The following is a 17088-nucleotide window of genomic DNA, read 5'->3' on the forward strand; positions in this document are numbered from 1 at the left end:
TGGACAATCATCCTTCCTGCAGGCGCCTTCACAAGATACCTGCGCATACTTTCAAAGATCAGGGGAAGTGGCCTCAGCGCCGTTCCCGTGTGCTGCGAAGTTTCCTTCGTAGCGAGCCGCCCATTATGCCAGACTTTTTCAGTCCGTCAACACCTTCGTTCGATCATCTCGTTCGGCGGTGGTGGGCGCCCTGTTGTCGCTGAAGCCCCTTGGTGGCGACCCCTGCGACGGGGGAGGAGAAGTATGTCCCCATTCGCATCATTTGTGAAGGGGGTGTGGCGATTTTTTTCACCGGATGTTGCATCCGTTCATGCATCGCGCTGCGGGAGGCCCCCGTGAAGAGCAGCCGAGCATGGGCTATGCCGGGCGTCCTGCCCGGCCCCCTGCGGGCCGTCGCAAGCGACGTTGGCAACGGCTCCTGCCGTTGCCTTCGGCTCTACAAGAGCATAAGGAAGGGCCGGCTGGCGCCGGCCCTTCCTTTGTCTCAGGCAGCAACCAGGCGCACGCGGGCAAACGTACGCTTGCCGACCTGCAACAAGCCTTCGAAGCCCGGCTGCAGCACCTGCTGGCCATCTTCCACTACTTCGCCGTCCACCTTCACCGCGCGCTCCTTGAGCTTGCGGTTGGCTTCGGAGTTGCTCGGGGTCAGGCCGGCAGCGGTCAGCAGTGCAGCGATACGCAGGCCTTCGGCCGGGATCGCCACGTCCTGCAGCGGCAGCTGGGTGATGTCGCCCTGCCCGGTCACCGCCGCCTCCCAACCTGCAATGGCCTGCTCGGCCGCTGCTGCATCGTGGAAACGGGTCGCCAGTTCACGCGCCAGGCGCAGCTTGACCACGCGCGGGTTCAGGCCGCCATTGGCCACCTGCTCGCGCAGCTGCACGGCTTCGGCCTGGCTGATGTCGAAGGACAGCAGCTCGATCCAGCGCCACATCAGGGTGTCGTCCACCTTCATGGTCTTGGTGACGATGTCGATGGCCGGCTCGCTGATACCAATGTAGTTGCCCAGCGACTTGGACATCTTGTTGACGCCGTCCAGGCCCTCCAGCAGCGGCATGGTCAGCACCACCTGCGGCTTCTGGCCGTGGTGTTCCTGCAGGCCGCGGCCCATCAGCAGGTTGAACTTCTGGTCGGTGCCACCCAGCTCGACGTCGGCCTCCAGGGCCACCGAGTCGTAGCCCTGCACCAGCGGGTACAGGAACTCATGGATGGCGATGGACTGCTGGGCGGCGTAGCGCTTGGCGAAGTCGTCGCGCTCCAGCATGCGTGCCACGGTGTGCTGGCCGGCCAGGCGGATCATGTCCGCCGCGCCCATCTTGCCGAACCATTCCGAGTTGAAGCGGACTTCGGTACGGCTGCGGTCCAGCACCTTGAACACCTGCTCCTCATAGGTACGGGCGTTGGCCAGCACGTCCTCGCGGCTGAGCGGCTTGCGGGTAAGGCTCTTGCCGGACGGGTCGCCGATCATGCCGGTGAAGTCGCCGATCAGGAAAATGACCTGGTGGCCGAGGTCCTGGAACTGGCGCATCTTGTTCAGCAGCACCGTATGGCCCAGGTGCAGGTCGGGCGCGGTGGGGTCGAAGCCGGCCTTGATCCGCAGCGGGCGGCCTTCCTGCAGGCGCGCACGCAGATCCTCGAGCTTGAGGATCTCGTCGGCACCGCGGCCGATCAGGGCAAGGGCTTCTTCAATCGAGGACACGTGACTACTCCCGGCAACGCCGATTCTTGTGTGGGGTGTTAAAGCAAAGTTAACCCGATTGGCTTCACAAAAGCCAATGGGCACAAGGGTTTGACGCGGTTTTCTCAGGTGTCTATGGTAACCGGCGATCAGGCCCGGGCTCCCGGGCAGCCAGGAAAAAACCGCCGATGCACAATTCCGAACAAGGGCGCGCACGCAAGCAGCGCTTCCAGGAACGCCTCCACGTCCTGCACGACAACGCCCTGCATCGGAAGCTCAGGCAACATCTTCCCGCCGCCTTCAACGAGCGCTGGACCCGGCGCCATTGGATGCATGCCAGCCTGTTCGCGACCATCGGCGCCCTGGTGGCAACGATCGTCCCGGGCTTCTCGCACACCATCGACGCCCCCTTTGCCGACAGCCATACCAGCCTGGCGCTGCCGTTGCCGCCGCTGACCATGGCCCGCCAGCAGCAGGTACCCGGTGACAGCTGGCAGGTACTGCGCGTGGAACGCGGCCAGACCCTGAGCGATCTGTTCGACAAGGCCGGCATTCCGGCCACCACCCTGCACCGGGTACTGGACCACCCGGGCGCGCGCGAGGCGCTGACCAAGCTGCGCCCGGGCGCCGAGATCGCCTTCGACATGCCGCTGTCCGGTGACCTGCGCAGCATCCGCTTCGACCGCGATGCCGACAACCGGGTGGAGCTGAGCCTGGCCGGTGATGACATCAAGGAGAAGGTGACCAAGCGCGAGACCTCCACGCGCACGGTGGTCACCAGTGGCGAGATCACCAGTTCGCTGTACGCCGCCGCACGCCGCGCCGGGCTGTCGCCGTCGGCGATCGCGACGATGACCGACGATATCTTCAAGTACGACATCGACTTCTCCAAGGACCTGCAGCCGGGCGACCGCTTCAGCGTGGCGATGGATGAAACCTGGCGCGAAGGCGAGAAGGTGGACACCAGCAAGATCCTGGCGGCGACCTTCACCACCGGTGGCAAGACCTATTCCGGCTTCCGCTTCGACCGCAACGGCAAGTCCGAGTACTACGACATCAACGGCCGTTCGCTGAAGAAGAGCTTCATCCGCATGCCGATCCCGTTCGCGCGGCTGAGCTCGACCTTCGGTGCGCGCAAGCACCCGGTGCTGGGCAAGATGCGCATGCACAAGGGCGTGGACTACGCCGCGCGCACCGGCACCCCGATCATGGCCGCTGGCGACGCCCGCGTGCAGTTCGCCGGCGTGCAGCGTGGTTACGGCAACGTGGTGATCCTGGATCACGGCCGCGGCCACACCACCCTGTACGGGCACATGTCGCGCTTTGCGAACATCAAGACCGGCCAGCGCGTGGCCCAGGGCACGGTGATCGGCTATGTGGGCTCGACCGGCCTGGCCACCGGCCCGCACCTGCACTACGAATTCCGCGTCAACGGCGAGCATCGCAACCCGCTGACCGTGACCATGCCGCCGCCGGAGCCGTTGAAGGGCGCCGAGCTGGTCGCCTTCCGCGCGCAGACCGCGCCGGCGATGGCCCGCATCCAGGGCATGGAAAAGCTGATCTACGCCGATGCCAGCCCCGCGCCGACCAGCCGCGACGAGGCCGCCCCCGAGGTGGCCAGCGCCAAGGACAAGAGCAGCACCGGCCGCAAGCGCGGCTGAGCCGCTGCGTTGACGAAGAAGGACGCGGCAGCACAAGCTTGCCGCGTCCTTTTTTTATGCCCGCCATGAACACGACCGCCGACGCTGACGCCCCCCTGTACCTTGGCCTGATGTCGGGCACCAGCGCCGACGGCATCGATGCCGCGCTGGTGCAGTTCCCCGCCGGCGGAGGCTGCCGCTTCGTGCACGGCCTGACCGCCCGCTGGGAGCCGGTGCTGCGTGCGCGACTGGTGGCGCTGGGCGAAGGTGGCCGGCTGGACTCGCTGGAGGAGCTCGGCGAGCTGGACGCCCGGATCGCGATCAACTTCGCCGGGGCCGCCAACCAGCTGCTGGCCGAGGCTGGCGTGGACCGCAGCCAGGTGCGCGCGATCGGCTCGCACGGCCAGACCGTGCGTCACCGCCCGCTGGCCGACCCCGCCTTCACCGTACAGCTGGGCGACGGCAACCGCATCGCCGAGTTGACCGGGATCACCACGGTGTCCGACTTCCGCCGCCGCGACGTGGCGGCCGGGGGCCATGGTGCGCCACTGATGCCGGCCTTCCACCTGGCCATGCTGGGCACGGCTGACGAAGACCGCGCGGTGCTCAACCTCGGCGGCATCGCCAACCTGACCCTGATTCCGCGCGAAGGTGCGGTGCGTGGCTTCGATACCGGCCCGGCCAATGCGCTGATGGATGCCTGGTGCCAGCGCCACACCGGCCGCACCTTCGACGCCGACGGCGCATATGCCGCCAGTGGCGCGGTGGACGAGAGCCTGCTGGCCGGCTGGTGCTCGGACCCGTGGTTCGCGCTGCCGCCGCCGAAGAGCACCGGCCGTGAGCAGTTCCACCTGGCCTGGGCCGAGGCGCACATGGCCGAAGGCCAGTACGCTGCGGCCGACGTGCAGGCGACCCTGTTGGAGCTGACCGTGGCAACGGTGGCCGATGCGCTGCTGGCGCAGCAGCCGCAGACCCGCCGCCTGCTGGTCTGTGGCGGCGGTGTGCGCAACCGGCAGCTGATGAAGCGGCTGAGCGCACGGCTGCCGGGCGTGCAGGTGGAATCCAGCGCCGTGCACGGGCTGGACCCGGAGTACGTGGAGGCCATGGGCTTTGCGTGGCTGGCGCAGCGGACGATGGACGGGTTGGCCGGCAACCTGCCGAGCGTGACCGGCGCCCAGGGGCCGCGGATCCTGGGGGCGATCCATCTGGCGTGAGGATGGTGCCATCCACGCATGGCGTGGATCTACGGGGCAGCCGAGCGTGGGCTCGGCTCTACAGCATTGCGGCGCGGCCGTTAATCAAACCCCTGCCCTGCGGGCAACGCCTGCAGGGCGGCGATGGCATCGGACAGGGCATCCACTTCGGGATCGCCGAAGCCGGAGCGGACTTCCAGCTCACTGCTGAACAGGCCCTGCTCCAGCAAGGCGGCACAGGTCTGTTCGTGAGTCCAGCCGCGGGCGACCGCGACGCGTCTGATACGTTCCAGCAGCAGCGGGTCCAGGTCCCGCAGCACAACGTCGGTCATGCTCACTTCCCCGTTCGCAGGGCACCGCCCCCTCGGCGCGTCGGGGCGATGATCCCGCAGACCGGGCGGGCAGGCAATCAGGTGGCGCTTGCGGCCTGGCGACGGCGCTGCTGCACGATCAACAGAGCGCACAGGATCACCACCGGGATCGCCACCAGCGCGGTACCGACGAAGAACAATGCATAACCTTCCAGCAGCGTCCGACCCTGCGCGAGCGTTTGTACCGACCACCCCGAGAATCCCTTGAGGGCCTTGCCGGGCATCGCGTAGAACGAGCTCAGCAGCGCGTACTGGGTGGCGGTGTATCCGATGCTGGTCAAGCTCGACATGTAGGCGATCAGCGCCGTACCGGCGAAGCCGCTGGCAAAGTTGTCGATCGCCATGGCCACGGCGAAATGGGTTGTGTCCGGGCCGGAATAGGCCAGCCAGGCAAACGCCAGATTGGAGGCCGGCCCCAGCACGGCGCCCACCATCAGCGCCGCCAGCACGCCCCAGCGGACCGAGACCAGGCCCGCTGCGGCAATGCCGACGAACGTCGCGACCAGCCCGACCGAGCCACGCACCGCGCCCACGGTATCCTCGTCCAGGCCGAGATCGACATAGAAGGGGTTGGCCATCGGCCCCATGACGAAGTCGGCCATGCGATAGACGCTGATGGCCACCAGGATCAGGATCGCGCCGCTGCGGTGCTCGCGGACGAAGGCGATGAACGGCCCGGCCACGGCGTCGAACAGGCCCCGCGGCGTCCACAGCGAGATCGCCTGGGCCTGCACGGCAGCCACCTCCCTGGCCGGTTCCCGGGCCATGACCACGGCCACCACGCCAAGCGCCATGAGTACGGCCATGATCTCGTACGAGACCTGCCAGCCGACACGGGCCGCGATGATCAGGATCAGCGCATCGGTGACCAGCAATGCGGTGCGATAGCCCAGCGCCGAGGATGAGGTCAGGAGGCCGAGCTGCTCGCTGTTGTCAGCACTTTCAATGCGCCAGGCATCGATGACGATGTCCTGGGTGGCCGAAGCAAATGCCACGATCACGGCCATCACGCCGAACACGACGATGTGCTGCCAGGCGATACCCAGGAACTGGATCTGGCCCCCCTTGGGCTGGACCAGCGCCATGCCGACCAGGCCCACCACCACGACCAGCTGCGACAGCAGCATCCAGCCACGGCGGCGGCCAAAACGGCCGAACAGAGGCACGTCGGTCTTGTCGACGATCGGCGCCCACAGGAACTTCATGGTGTAGGCCAGCCCGACCCATGACAGGAAACCGATCGTGCTCAGCTCGATGCCTTCCTTGCGCATCCAGAAGCCGAGCGTGTTGCCCACCAGGTAGATCGGCAGGCCGGAACTGAAGCCGAGCAGCAGCATCGCCAGCACCTTGCGCTGGCTCAGGTTGGACAACACCTGCTGCCACGGTCGGCGCGGCTTGGCAGCCTCGGTCACAGGTCGTAGTCCACGGTGAACGGGGCGTGGTCGGAGAAGCGCTCGTCGCGGTAGATCGAGCAGCTGCGCAGGCGGTCACGCAGGCCCGGGGTGATGAACTGGTAGTCGATGCGCCAACCGACGTTGTTGGCGCGGGCGGCGCCGCGGTTGCTCCACCAGGTGTAGTCCTCGCCGGTGGGGTTGAGCAGGCGGTAGGCATCGGCCCAGCCGCGGCCGGCGGCGACATCGGTGGCCTGGCCGTGGTCGGCGCAGAGGGCGTTGAGCCAGTCGCGCTCTTCCGGCAGGCAGCCGGAATTCTTCTGGTTGGACTTCCAGTTCTTGATGTCCAGCGCCGAACGCACGATGTTCCAGTCGCCGCACAACACGTAGTCGCGGCCGCTGCGTGCCCACTCCTCCAGGATCGGCCGCAGCCATTCCATCACTTCGAACTTGAAGCCCTGGCGCAGGTCGCCCGAGCTGCCGGACGGGATATAGAAGGAGACCACGCTGAGGTTGCCGTAGCGTGCCTCGATGTAGCGGCCTTCGTCGTCGAACGGGGCCCAGCCCAGCGAGGTGATGACCTGGTCCGGCTCGCGCTTGCTGTAGATCGCCACGCCGCTGTAGCCCTTCTTGGTGATGGCGTCGCGGTAGAAACAGTGGTGGCCGTCCGGGCGGAACATCGGGTCGGTCAGCTGGTCTTCCTGGGCCTTGGTTTCCTGGATGCACAGGACGTCGGCATCCTGGGCACGGAACCAGTCGAGGAAGCCCTTGGTCGCGGCGGAACGGATGCCATTGGCGTTGAAACTGATGATGCGCATGCGGAAGACCTACGGCGGGAAACCGGGCAAGCATACCGGTTGACCGCGGGGCTGCGCAGTCCGTCGGTTGGGCCCGCAAACGCCTTCACACGGGGCCGGACGAGCGCGAAACGCCCAGCTGGATTAGGATTTATGCTCCAAATGAAGATGAATCGAGTTTTGATGAGCGACCACCGCCACCGTTTCCTGCAGCTGGCCCTGACCGCCGATGCCCTGCGCTTCGGCCAGTTCACCCTCAAGTCCGGCCGGCTGAGCCCCTATTTCTTCAACGCCGGCCGCTTCGACTCCGGCTCGCTGCTGTCCCAGCTTGGCGCCTGCTACGCCGATGCCATCGATGCCAGCGGGATCAAGTACGACGTGGTGTTCGGCCCGGCCTACAAGGGCATCCCGCTGGCCACCGCGATGGCTTGTGAGCTGGCCCAGCGCGGCCGCGACCTGCCGCTGTCGTTCAACCGCAAGGAAGCCAAGGACCACGGCGAAGGCGGCCAGCTGATCGGCGCCGACATGCAGGGCAAGCGCGTGCTGATCGTCGATGACGTGATCACCGCCGGTACCGCGATCCGCGAAGCGTTGGGCATCATCCGCGCCGCCGGTGGCACCCCGGCCGGCATCGTGGTGGCGCTGGACCGCCAGGAGATCGCTTCGGAGACCGACCGCCGCTCGGCGGCGCAGTCGGTAGCGGAAGAGGCTGGTATCCCGGTGATCGCCGTGGCGTCGCTGGCCGACCTGCTTGATTTCGCCTCCGGCAACCCGGAACTTGTGGGTTACCGGCAGCCGCTGGAAGCCTACCGGGCCCAGTACGGCGTTCGTTCGATCCGCTGACCGACCAGGGGAAAGGTCATGTCCCGAGTTCCTGCTGTCCTCTTCACCGGCCTGCTGCTGGCCGTGCCGTTCACCGTACCGGCGCAGTCGCGCGACAGCGGCAAGGCGGAAAAGAAGCTGTACTGCTGGAACGAGGGCAAGGAGCGGATCTGCAGTGATTCGCTGCCGGCAGACGCGGTCAATCATGCGCGCGAGGAATTCAATGCGAGCACGGGCCTGCGCAATGCGCAGGTCCAGCGCGCGTTGACCGACGAGGAACGTGCCGCTGCCAGCACCGCTGCGCAGCAGCAACAGCTGGACCTGATGGCCGAGCAGACCCGCCAGCGCACCGAGCAGGCCATGTTGTCCACCTACGGCAGCGAGGCCGACCTGCGCCGGGTGTTTGCCGAGCGCCAGGAAGTGCTGGACAACAACCTGAAGACCGCCGAATACAACGTCACCAGCCTGCGTGAGTCGCTGGTGGCGCTGCTGTCGGCGGCAGGAGACCGCGAGCTGGCCGGCGGCAAGGTGGTCGACAAGCAGGCCGAGGCGATCCGCAAGCGGCATGCGCAGCTTCAGGCCCAGCAGCGCCTGCAGGCCGGGCTCGTGCAGCAGCAGCAGGCGTTGAAGGCCGAGATCGACAGCACCCTGCAGCGCTATCGCGAGCTGAAGGGGCTGGTGCCGGCGGACGCTCCGGCGGGCTGACGGCGCTGCCTCCGCCGGGCATGGCCCGGCGCTACCCCGGGCCCGGTTACGGGTTGGCCCACGGAATTTATGCACTTTTTACGCGTCGGCCCGGTCCGGCGCGTAGTGCGTTTATGGGGGGCAGGACGACGATGGCGGCCTGAGGTGGAGGGGTTCCACCAGGACGCTATTGCAATGTCCCCCTGGCTGTCGTTGTTGTGTGGCGTGCTGGTGCTGGTCGCCGCCGCCTATCTCCTTTATGTCGTGCTGCGGCCCGAGTCGTTCTGAGCGGAGCCTGCCATGACTGAGATGCTTGTGATTATTGCCGCCAGCCTGCTGCTGGCGTGGCCGCTGGGTCTGTACCTGGCGCGGGTGATGCACGGCACGCCGATGAAGGTCGACGTGCTGTTCCACTGGATCGAAAAGCCGCTGTACAAGGTGCTTGGCGTCGATCCATCGCGCGCCATGTCCTGGCGCGGCTATGTGCTGGCCTTCGTGCTGAGCAACGTGGTGGTCGCGGTGCTGACCCAGGCGGTGTTCATGACCCAGGCCTGGTTGCCGTTGAACCCGGACCAGATCCCGAACATGCGCTGGGACACCGCGCTGCACACGATGATCTCGTTCCTGACCAACACCAACCAGCAGCACTACTCGGGCCAGGCGCAGCTGTCCTACCTCTCGCAGATGACCGGCATCACTGGCCTGCAGGTGGTGACGCCGATGATGGGCCTGGCGCTGGCGGTGGCCACGCTGCGCGCGTTGTTCTCGCGTGCGCCGCAGGCTGCGGCGGCCAACGGGGCCGGCGATGACCGGCAGGTCGCGGTCGGCAACTACTACGTGGACGTGGTGCGCCTGTGCGTGCGCTTCCTGCTGCCGCTGTGCCTGGTGTGGACGCTGCTGCTGACCAGCCAGGGCGTGCCCTCGACGATGGCCGGCGGGCCGCAGGCTGCGCCAATCGATGCCAGCGCCGGCATGGCCCAGCAGAAACTGCCGCTGGGCCCGGTCGCGGCGATGGTCGCGGCCAAGCAGCTGGGCGCCAACGGCGGCGGCTGGTATGGCCCGAACAGCAGTTTCCCGCTGGAGAATCCAACCCCGCTGTCGAATGCGCTGGAAATCGTCGGCATCCTGCTGGTGCCGATGGCAGTGATCTTCATGATCGGTGCGTTCACCGGCCGGCGTCGCTTCGGCGCCCTGGTGTTCAGCTGCATGCTGGGCATGTCGCTGCTGTCCACCGGCGCGATGATGTGGAGCGAGGGCCATAGCGCCAGCGCCGCCACGCCGCTGCTGATGGAAGGCAAGGAGGTGCGCTTCGGTGCCGATGGCACCGCGCTGTGGGCGGCGGTGACCACCCAGGTGTCCAACGGCTCGGTGAACGGCATGCACGATTCGCTGGCGCCGCTCAGTGGCGGCATCGCGATGGTCAACATGCTGGTCAGCGCGATCTGGGGCGGCATCGGCTGTGGCCTGCAGCAGTTCATCGTGTACCTGCTGCTGGGCGTGTTCCTGGCCGGGTTGATGACCGGACGTACGCCGGAACTGTTCGGCCGCAAGCTGGAGACGCCACAGGTACGCCTGCTGGCCCTGCTGGTGCTGCTGCAGCCGATCACCCTGCTGGTATTCACCGCGATCACCCTGGCCGTGCCCGGCCTGGCCGGCACCTCCAATCCCGGATTCCATGGCATCAGCCAGGTGTTCTACGAGTACGTGTCGGCCTACGCCAACAACGGTTCGGGCTTCGAAGGGCTGGGTGACGCCACGCTGTGGTGGAACCTGAGCTGCTCGCTGGTGCTGCTGCTGGGCCGCTTCCCGCTGCTGATCATCCCGCTGGTGGTAGCCGCCCAGCTGGCCGCCAAGCGCCAGGCGCCGGAGTCTGCCGGCAGCCTGCAGATCGAAACCCCGACCTTCGCCCTGACCCTGGTCTCGGTGATCGTCATCCTGACCGTGCTGCAGTTCATGCCGGCGCTGGTACTCGGCCCGATCGCCGACCACCTGAGCCTGGGACTGCACTGAGGACACCGCAATGAGTACCCACGCAAGTTCAACCCGTAGTTCCCTCGCACCGCGCCCTGCCCTGCTCGATGCCGCAGGCCTGCGCCGTGCACTGGTCGAGGCGGTGCGCAAGCTGTCGCCGATGCACCTGGTGCGCAGCCCGGTGATGGCGGTGGTGATGGCCGGCACGATCGTCGCCGCCATCGTCACCCTGACCGGCAATGCGCCGCTGGGCTTTGGCCTGGCGGTGACCGCGATCCTGCTGGTGACCGTGCTGTTCGGCAACTTCGCCGAAGCCGTGGCCGAAGCGCGCGGCCGTGGCCAGGCTGCATCGCTGCGCCGTGCCCGCCAGGATCTGGTGGCGCGCCGTCTGGCCGCACCGCAGCCGGGTGCCGCCGAAACCCAGGTACCGGCTGCGGAGCTGCGCCCGGGCGACCATGTGATCGTCAGTGCCGGTGAACTGGTGCCGGCCGATGGCGAGATCGTGCAGGGCCTGGCGACCATCAACGAAGCGGCCGTGACCGGCGAATCGGCACCGGTGCTGCGCGAAGCCGGTACCGACCGTTCCGGCGTGATCGGCGGTACCAAGGTGCTGTCCGACCAGATCATCGTGCGGGTGACCGCCGAGCCGGGCCACAGCTTCCTGGACCGGATGATCGCGCTGGTGGAAGGCGCCAATCGCCAGAAGACCCCGAACGAGATCGCGCTGACCCTGCTGCTGGCGGCGATGACGCTGACCTTCTTGGTAGTGGTGGCAACGCTGCCGGCGATCGGTGCAGCGGTGGGCGTGCAGGTTGATCCGCTGCTGCTGATCGCGCTGCTGGTGTGCCTGATCCCGACCACCATCGGTGGCCTGCTGCCAGCCATCGGCATTGCCGGCATGAACCGGGCGCTGGCTGCCAACGTGCTGGCCAAGTCGGGCAAGGCGGTGGAAGTGGCGGGCGACGTAGACGTGCTGCTGCTCGACAAGACCGGCACCATCACCTACGGCGACCGGCAGGCCAGCCACTTCCATCCGTTGGCCGCTATCGACGCCAGCCAGCTGCGTGAAGCGGCACTGCTGTCCTCGCTGGCCGACCCGACTCCGGAGGGCAAGTCGATCGTGCGCCTGGCGCGCGAGCAGGGTTGCGCCACCGCCGAACCGGACCATGCCGACTACCTGGCCTTCACTGCCCAGACCCGCATGTCCGGCGTGGACCTGGAACATGGGCGGCAGATCCGCAAGGGCGCCGCCGATGCCATCCGCGCGCATGTGCAGTCGCTGGGCGGCAACGTGCCGGCCGAGCTGGCCGGTCGTGTCGAGCAGGTCGCGCGCAACGGCGCCACCCCGCTGGTGGTGGCCGAGGGCCGCCACGTGCTGGGTGTGATCGAGCTGTCGGACGTGGTCAAGCACGGCATGCGCGAGAAGTTCGCGCAGCTGCGGGCGATGGGCATCCGCACGGTGATGATCACCGGTGACAACCCGCTGACCGCCGCCGCCATCGCTGCCGAGGCCGGTGTGGACGACTACATCGCCGAAGCGCGGCCGGAAGACAAGCTGGCGCGCATCCGCCAGGAACAGGCCGGCGGTCGCCTGGTGGCAATGGTCGGCGACGGCACCAACGACGCCCCGGCGCTGGCCCAGGCCGATATCGGCCTGGCGATGAACTCCGGTACGCAGGCGGCGAAGGAGGCCGGCAACATGGTCGACCTCGATTCGGACCCGGCCAAGCTGCTGGCGGTGGTGGAAGTGGGCAAGCAGCAGCTGATCACCCGCGGCGCGCTGACCACCTTCTCGCTGGCCAACGACGTCTCCAAGTACTTCGCGATCCTGCCGGCGCTGTTCGCCGCTGCCGTTCCGACCATGGCCGCACTGAACGTGATGCAGCTGTCGAGCCCGCGCAACGCCGTGCTGGCGGCGCTGATCTTCAACGCCCTGGTGATTCCCGCTCTGATCCCGCTCGCCCTGCGTGGCGTGCGCTTCCGCCCGGCCACCGCGACGGCGCTGCTGCGCCGGAACATGCTGGTGTACGGCCTCGGCGGCGTGTTGCTGCCGTTCGCGGCGATCAAGCTGATCGACCTCCTTCTTGTCCTGGTATTCGGCGCATGAACCGTTCTGCTTCCACCTCGTCTTCCCTGTCCCGTGAACCGAAGGCCGAGGCCCGCGTAGCCAGCCTGCAGGATGACGCCCGCTGGCGTCCGGCGATCGGCCTGGGCCTGGCCACCCTGCTGCTGGCCGGTGCGGTCTACGCCGGCATTGCAACCGGCTTTGCCGGCCTGGCATTCCCGGGACAGGCCGAAGGCAGCCTGCTGCGCGATGACAGTGGCCAGGTGCGCGGCTCGGTATGGCTGGCGCAGCCGTTCACCGGTGATGGCTACTTCCAGGCACGGCCGTCGGCCGCCAACTACGATCCGATGGCGGCCGCCGGTTCCAACATGGCGCGCAGCAACCCCGCGCTGGCCGAGCGCGTCGCTGCCAGCACCGCTGCGGTGGCTGCACGGGAAGGTGTCGCGCCAGCGCAGGTTCCGGCCGATCTGGTCACCCAGTCCGGCGGCGGTCTCGATCCGCAGTTGTCGCCGGCCGCCGCACAGCTGCAGGTGGCGCGCGTGGCGCGTGCGCGAGGCCTGCCAGTGGAACGCGTGCAGGCGCTGGTGCAGGCGCATACCGAAGGCCGCCAGTGGGGCCTGTTCGGGCAGCCACGGGTAAACGTGGTGACCTTGAACTTCGCGCTGGACCATGCAGCCAAGGCACCGTGATGCCGGCCTGCACCGGCTGCGCGCACAATGGCAGCCATGACAGCGGCTCCCATGACTGATGCGCGTACCCGCCAGGCCGATGCCCTGGTCGAAGGCCTGCAACGCGAAGCTGGCGGCAAGCTGACCGTGTTCCTCGGCGCGGCGCCGGGCGTGGGCAAGACCTACGCCATGCTGACCCGCGCGCAGGAACAGCTGCGCCGCGGCGTCGACCTGGTGGTCGGGCTGGTGGAAACCCATGGCCGTGCCGATACCCAGGCGCTGCTGGAGGGGCTGCCGCAGTTGCCGCTGAAGGACGTGGCCTACCACGGCCACGCCCTGCAGGAGATGGACCTGGATGCCGTGCTCGCACGGCATCCAGCGTTGGTGCTGGTGGACGAACTGGCCCATCGCAATGCACCGGGCAGCCGTCACGAGCGGCGCTGGCAGGATGTGATGGAGCTGCTGGACGCCGGCATCGATGTCTGGACCACGGTCAACATCCAGCATCTGGAAAGCCTCAATGATGTGGTGATGCGCATCACCGGCGTGCGGGTCAGCGAGACCGTGCCCGATGTCGTGCTCGACCGCCTGCACGACATCGTGCTGGTCGACCTGCCACCGCGCGAGCTGATCGCGCGCCTGCAGCAGGGCAAGGTCTATGTGCCGGAACAGGCCGCGCAGGCCCTGCAGGCGTTCTTCTCGCCGGCGAACCTGACCGCGCTGCGCGAACTGGCCATGCAGGAGGCTGCCGACCGCGTCGACAGCAGCCTGCGCGAGGCACGCGCCGCCCGTGGCGAGAGCAACCTGCCACTGCGCCGCGGCGTGCTGGTGGCGATCGACGGCGGTGGCCAGAGTGAATACCTGGTGCGCGTGGCGCGCCGCATCGCCGAGCGCCGCGACGCACCGTGGACCGTGGTGACCGTGCAGGGGCGGCGCCAGGATGAAGCGACACGGCGCGAGATCGATGCCGCCTTCGCGCTGGCACGGCGGCTGGGTGGCGACGCCGAACTGTTGCACGGATCGAGCATCGCTGACGCCCTGCTCGACCACGCCGCGCACAACGGCGTGTCGACCCTGGTGCTGGGCCGGACCCGCGAACGCCCGCTGGCACGGATGTTCAACCGGACGTTGACCCAGCAGCTGATCCAGCGCGGCGCGCATTACGAGATCACCATCATCAGCACCCCGCAGGCACGTGCGCGCTCGCGCCGCGAGGGCCTGCTGCCACCGATGCGCGGCATCAGCTACGAGCCGGTGCAGGCGCTGGTCGCCACGGCGCTGGCCTGTGCGGTGGCATGGCTGGCCGAACGCTGGGTAGGCATGGCCGACCTGTCGATGGTGTTCATCGTGGCGGTGGTGCTGGTGGCTGCGCGCACGCGCGCCAGCGTGGCGGTGATGGCGGCGATCCTGTGCTTCCTCGCCTACAACTTCCTGTTCATCGCGCCACGCTTCACCTTCGCCATCGGTGCACGCCAGGGCGTGATCACCGTGTTCCTGTTCCTGGCCGCCGCACTGGTCGCCGGGCGCCTGGCCTCGCGCCTGCGCATGCAGGTGATCGCGCTGCGCGCGGCCAACCGTCATGCGCGTGCGCGCCAGCAGCTGGGACGGCAGCTGGCCAGTGCGGCCGGTAATGGTGAAGTGGCGCAGGCCGGGCGCCTGGCGCTGGAACAGGCGATGGACGTTCCTTCGTGGCTGCGGATCGGCGCCGACACGGCATCCGGTGGCCGTTCGCAGCCGGGCGATACCGATCTGGCGGCGGCCGACTGGGCCCTGCGCCACGGCCAGCCCAGCGGCCGCTTCACCGATACCCTGGCCGGTGCGCAGTGGTGGTTCCTGCCGCTGCTGGATGGCGAAGACCGCGCCATCGGCGTGGCCGGCCTGTACCTGCCCGGCGCGCAGGCGCGCCTGCTGCCCGAGCAGCGGCAGCTGGCCGAGGCGATGGTCGACGATATCGCGCAGGCCGCGTTGCGCACCCGGCTGGTGGCCGAACTGGAACAGGCGCACGTCAGCAACGAGACCGAGCGGCTGCGCTCGGCCCTGCTCTCTTCGGTGTCGCACGACCTGCGCTCGCCGCTGGCAGCGATGATCGGCTCCGCCGACAGCCTGGCCAGCTATGGCGCGGCGATGGACACGACGGATCGACGCGCCCTGTTGGACACCATCCTGGTCGAAGGCGAACGCCTGGACCGCTACATCCAGAACCTGCTGGACATGACCCGGCTTGGCCACGAAGGCCTGAAGATCAATCGCGACTGGATCGGCGTGGACGAACTGATCGGCTCGGCGGCGCGGCGCCTGCAGCGCTACCAGCCGAAGGTGCGGCTGGAGCTGGACATCCCAGCCACGCTGGCACCGATCTGGGTGCACCCCGCGCTGGTCGAACAGGCGGTGTTCAACGTGATGGAGAACGCCGCCAAGTTCTCACCGCCCAACGCCGCCGTGCAGGTGCAGGCGCGCGAGCTGGACGGCCAGCTGCGCATCGACGTGATCGATGCCGGACCCGGCATTCCCGACGACGAGCGCGCGCGCATCTTCGACATGTTCTACAGCGTCGAGCGCGGTGACCGCGGCCGCCACGGCACCGGCCTGGGCCTGACCATCTGCCAGGGCATGATCGGCGCGCATGGCGGCAGCGTGCAGGCGCTGCCCGGACGCGACGGTCGCGGTACCCTGATCCGCATCACCCTGCCCCTGCTCAAGCCAGCCTCCCACGATGAGCCCGACTCCGATTGATGCCAGCGTGCCGGCCGCGCGCGTGCTGGTGATCGATGATGAAACCCAGATCCGCCGGTTCCTGGACATCAGCCTGCGCGCGCAGGGCTACCAGGTGCGGCAGGCCGCAACCGGCCAGGAAGGCCTGCAGCTGGCCGCCAGCGAGGACATGGACCTGGTGATCCTGGACATTGGCCTGCCGGACATGGAAGGCCATGAGGTACTGGAGCAGCTGCGGCAATGGAGCCAGGTACCGGTGATCATGCTGACCGTGCGTGCGGGTGAAGCCGAGAAGGTGCGCGCACTGGATACCGGCGCCAATGACTACGTAACCAAGCCGTTCGGTACCCAGGAACTGATGGCACGGGTGCGCGCGCTGCTGCGTACGCGCAGTGTGCCCAGCGATGGCACGCCGCCGGTGTTCGACGACGGCCACCTGCACGTGGACCTGCTGCGTCGCGAAGTCGCCCTCGGTGGCGAGCCGGTGGCGCTGACCCGCAAGGAATACGCGCTGCTGTCACTGCTGCTGCGCAATGCCGGGCGGGTGGTGACCCAGCCACAGATCCTGCAGGAGATCTGGGGCCCGACCCACCAGCACGACACCCACTACCTGCGCATCCTGGTCGGCAAGCTGCGGCACAAGCTGGGCGATTCGGCACTGGATTCGCGCTACCTGTTCACCGAACCGGGCGTGGGGTTGCGGTTCAAGGGGTAGATCCACGCCATGCGTGGATGCCGTCATTGATGCCGTCATTCCGGAATATGGGGTCAGAGCCCGTTGCGCAGCAACGGGATCCGACCCCGTACCGTTCCGGCAGATCGCGGAGATCTGTCGAAGGCGGGGTGGGGGGGGGGGGGGGGGGGGGGGGGGGGGGGGGGGCCGCCCCCCCCCCCCCCCCCCGGGGGGGGGGGGGGGGCCCCCCCCCCCCCCCCCCCCCCCCCCCCCCCCCCACCCCCCCCCCCCCCCCCCCCGGCCCCGGCCCCGGGGCCGGCGCGGCCCCCCCCCCCCCCCAACACCACACCCCGGCGGCCCCCGCCCCCCCCCCCCCGGGCCCGGCGCACCGCCCGTGATGGGGTTGTCTTGCCGCCGGGCGAGGGC

Annotated in this window: 14 protein-coding genes; 10 read left to right on the top strand and 4 right to left on the bottom strand. The window is 68.3% G+C overall.

Going from position 1 to position 17088, the window contains the following annotated elements; genetic code table 11:
* Window positions 1–484 precede the first annotated feature (484 nt).
* Window positions 485–1696: a tyrosine--tRNA ligase gene (gene tyrS, locus QRO91_RS13480; RefSeq protein ID WP_049431058.1), complete on the bottom strand. Its 1212-nt coding sequence runs from the start codon at window positions 1694–1696 to the stop codon at window positions 485–487.
* A gap of 167 nt (window positions 1697–1863) precedes the next feature.
* Here tyrS and QRO91_RS13485 point away from each other — a divergent pair, with 167 nt between their 5' ends.
* Together QRO91_RS13485 and QRO91_RS13490 are read left to right on the top strand one after the other, a co-directional pair.
* Window positions 1864–3336 carry a peptidoglycan DD-metalloendopeptidase family protein gene (locus tag QRO91_RS13485; protein ID WP_197650432.1) on the top strand — a complete coding sequence of 491 codons (1473 nt, stop codon included), beginning with the start codon at window positions 1864–1866 and terminating at the stop codon, window positions 3334–3336.
* Between the two features lie 65 nt (window positions 3337–3401).
* On the top strand, window positions 3402–4529 hold the full coding sequence (locus QRO91_RS13490; RefSeq protein WP_080355073.1) for an anhydro-N-acetylmuramic acid kinase: 1128 nt from the start codon (window positions 3402–3404) through the stop codon (window positions 4527–4529).
* Between the two features lie 80 nt (window positions 4530–4609).
* Here the strand turns inward: QRO91_RS13490 and QRO91_RS13495 are convergent, their stop codons facing one another.
* The 3 genes from QRO91_RS13495 to QRO91_RS13505 all read right to left on the bottom strand — a co-directional run bounded on the left by QRO91_RS13495 (window position 4610) and on the right by QRO91_RS13505 (window position 7088).
* Window positions 4610–4840: a hypothetical protein gene (locus tag QRO91_RS13495; protein ID WP_197619918.1), complete on the bottom strand. Its 231-nt coding sequence runs from the start codon at window positions 4838–4840 to the stop codon at window positions 4610–4612.
* Between the two features lie 77 nt (window positions 4841–4917).
* Complete coding sequence (locus QRO91_RS13500; RefSeq protein ID WP_049431064.1) at window positions 4918–6291, bottom strand: muropeptide MFS transporter; 1374 nt, start codon at window positions 6289–6291, stop codon at window positions 4918–4920.
* Window positions 6288–7088, bottom strand: a complete 801-nt coding sequence (locus QRO91_RS13505; protein WP_005412008.1) for an exodeoxyribonuclease III — start codon at window positions 7086–7088, stop codon at window positions 6288–6290. The genes QRO91_RS13500 and QRO91_RS13505 overlap by 4 nt, the downstream gene beginning before the upstream one ends.
* 162 nt (window positions 7089–7250) lie before the next feature.
* On the opposite strand from QRO91_RS13505, the gene pyrE reads away from it, so the two are divergent.
* The 8 genes from pyrE (at window position 7251) to QRO91_RS13545 (ending at window position 16704) form a co-directional block, all read left to right on the top strand.
* A complete protein-coding gene (gene pyrE, locus QRO91_RS13510) occupies window positions 7251–7910 on the top strand; it encodes an orotate phosphoribosyltransferase (RefSeq protein WP_005407772.1) in 660 nt (219 codons plus the stop codon).
* Between the two features lie 18 nt (window positions 7911–7928).
* A complete protein-coding gene (locus tag QRO91_RS13515; RefSeq protein WP_049431068.1) occupies window positions 7929–8594 on the top strand; it encodes a hypothetical protein in 666 nt (221 codons plus the stop codon).
* A 174-nt stretch (window positions 8595–8768) separates the two neighbouring features.
* A complete protein-coding gene (locus QRO91_RS13520; RefSeq protein ID WP_005407770.1) occupies window positions 8769–8861 on the top strand; it encodes a potassium-transporting ATPase subunit F in 93 nt (30 codons plus the stop codon).
* A gap of 12 nt (window positions 8862–8873) precedes the next feature.
* Window positions 8874–10583, top strand: coding sequence for a potassium-transporting ATPase subunit KdpA (kdpA, locus tag QRO91_RS13525; RefSeq protein ID WP_197619917.1), 1710 nt, complete (start codon window positions 8874–8876; stop codon window positions 10581–10583).
* A 10-nt stretch (window positions 10584–10593) separates the two neighbouring features.
* Window positions 10594–12651, top strand: coding sequence for a potassium-transporting ATPase subunit KdpB (gene kdpB, locus QRO91_RS13530; protein WP_049431074.1), 2058 nt, complete (start codon window positions 10594–10596; stop codon window positions 12649–12651).
* Entirely contained in the window at window positions 12648–13298 is a 651-nt protein-coding gene (gene kdpC / locus QRO91_RS13535) for a potassium-transporting ATPase subunit KdpC (RefSeq protein WP_049431077.1), read from the top strand. The genes kdpB and kdpC overlap by 4 nt, the downstream gene beginning before the upstream one ends.
* A 51-nt stretch (window positions 13299–13349) precedes the next feature.
* Window positions 13350–16010 carry a sensor histidine kinase KdpD gene (locus tag QRO91_RS13540; protein WP_197619916.1) on the top strand — a complete coding sequence of 887 codons (2661 nt, stop codon included), beginning with the start codon at window positions 13350–13352 and terminating at the stop codon, window positions 16008–16010.
* Window positions 15991–16704, top strand: coding sequence for a response regulator transcription factor (locus QRO91_RS13545; protein WP_197619915.1), 714 nt, complete (start codon window positions 15991–15993; stop codon window positions 16702–16704). The genes QRO91_RS13540 and QRO91_RS13545 overlap by 20 nt, the downstream gene beginning before the upstream one ends.
* The last annotated feature ends 384 nt before the right edge of the window (window positions 16705–17088 follow it).

Source organism: Stenotrophomonas maltophilia group sp. Smal32 (assembly GCF_030237085.1).
GTDB classification, from domain to species: Bacteria; Pseudomonadota; Gammaproteobacteria; order Xanthomonadales; family Xanthomonadaceae; genus Stenotrophomonas; species Stenotrophomonas maltophilia_Q.

Bases quoted from the DNA above. Each gene is read 5' to 3' on its own strand.
- QRO91_RS13485 (WP_197650432.1), top strand. From the start codon at position 1,864: ATGCACAATTCCGAACAAGGGCGCGCACGCAAGCAGCGCTTCCAGGAA.
- QRO91_RS13490 (WP_080355073.1), top strand. From the start codon at position 3,402: ATGAACACGACCGCCGACGCTGACGCCCCCCTGTACCTTGGCCTGATG.
- QRO91_RS13495 (WP_197619918.1), bottom strand. From the start codon at position 4,840: ATGACCGACGTTGTGCTGCGGGACCTGGACCCGCTGCTGCTGGAACGT.
- QRO91_RS13505 (WP_005412008.1), bottom strand. From the start codon at position 7,088: ATGCGCATCATCAGTTTCAACGCCAATGGCATCCGTTCCGCCGCGACC.
- pyrE (WP_005407772.1), top strand. From the start codon at position 7,251: ATGAGCGACCACCGCCACCGTTTCCTGCAGCTGGCCCTGACCGCCGAT.
- QRO91_RS13515 (WP_049431068.1), top strand. From the start codon at position 7,929: ATGTCCCGAGTTCCTGCTGTCCTCTTCACCGGCCTGCTGCTGGCCGTG.
- QRO91_RS13520 (WP_005407770.1), top strand. From the start codon at position 8,769: ATGTCCCCCTGGCTGTCGTTGTTGTGTGGCGTGCTGGTGCTGGTCGCC.
- kdpA (WP_197619917.1), top strand. From the start codon at position 8,874: ATGACTGAGATGCTTGTGATTATTGCCGCCAGCCTGCTGCTGGCGTGG.
- kdpB (WP_049431074.1), top strand. From the start codon at position 10,594: ATGAGTACCCACGCAAGTTCAACCCGTAGTTCCCTCGCACCGCGCCCT.
- kdpC (WP_049431077.1), top strand. From the start codon at position 12,648: ATGAACCGTTCTGCTTCCACCTCGTCTTCCCTGTCCCGTGAACCGAAG.
- QRO91_RS13540 (WP_197619916.1), top strand. From the start codon at position 13,350: ATGACTGATGCGCGTACCCGCCAGGCCGATGCCCTGGTCGAAGGCCTG.
- QRO91_RS13545 (WP_197619915.1), top strand. From the start codon at position 15,991: ATGAGCCCGACTCCGATTGATGCCAGCGTGCCGGCCGCGCGCGTGCTG.